Consider the following 874-nt stretch of genomic DNA (forward strand, 5'->3'; position numbering starts at 1 on the left):
CTAGAATGAACAGTAATGTATAATCTAATTTCCTTAAATGTAGCAAGGAGGGGGGAAAATTTGAATAAAATAATTTGGTTTATATTTACTTTTTTGGCCGTTTTAGTAGCTGGTTATGTTGTTATCCAATATTTTATTATGGATGGATTTCAAACAGGACTTGTCAAAATGAAGGTTATGTCTGTATCTAAATTAAGTAGTTTTTGGTACATTATGTTATTTATACATATTACAACTAGTATAGTAGCATTAGTAATTGGTCCGTTTACATTATCCACAAAATTTAGAGGAAAGAATATCAACCGTCATCGAATAGTTGGGAGAATCTATATGGCTGGTATATTATTAGGCGGCGTTTCAGGACTGTACTTATCCTTTTACGCTATGGGGGGATTGGTAGCAAAGCTTGGTTTCGGTTTGTTAGCCGTATTTTGGCTAACATCAGCATATCAAGCATTAAATAGAGTTAAGAATAAAAAAATTCAAGGTCATCGGAATTGGATGATCAGAAATTATTCCTTAACCTTTGCGGCAGTTACATTAAGAATTTGGCTACCTTTGTTTGTATTGCTATTTGGATTAGAGCAGTTTGAGCTTAGTTACGCTGTTATTGCTTGGTTAGCGTGGGTACCAAATTTAATTATTGCAGAATTATTTATAAGACAAAGACTTGATAAAGGACAATATCAGGGAAATGATGATTTACATTTTTGATGCAAATCTTATTTAATGTTGAGGGAGAAATTCCCTAGCGATTAAATGTTTTTTTAATAATTGTTCTCGTTGAGATTATTGAATTTTTTGATTTAATGAAAATTTCATTTTGTACTAATACTTTTAAACCGTGAAAAAAGGCTCTGCTGTTTCCGGCAGA

General features: G+C 31.8%; 1 protein-coding gene. It reads left to right on the forward strand.

Annotation, left to right across the window (positions count from 1 at the left end):
- The first annotated feature begins 60 nt into the window (after positions 1-60).
- Positions 61-714, forward strand: coding sequence for a DUF2306 domain-containing protein (locus tag GFJ36_RS12070; protein ID WP_097890847.1), 654 nt, complete (start codon positions 61-63; stop codon positions 712-714).
- The last annotated feature ends 160 nt before the right edge of the window (positions 715-874 follow it).

This window comes from Bacillus sp. EE-W1 (assembly GCF_009760835.1).
GTDB classification, from domain to species: domain Bacteria; phylum Bacillota; class Bacilli; order Bacillales; family Bacillaceae_G; genus Bacillus_A; species Bacillus_A wiedmannii.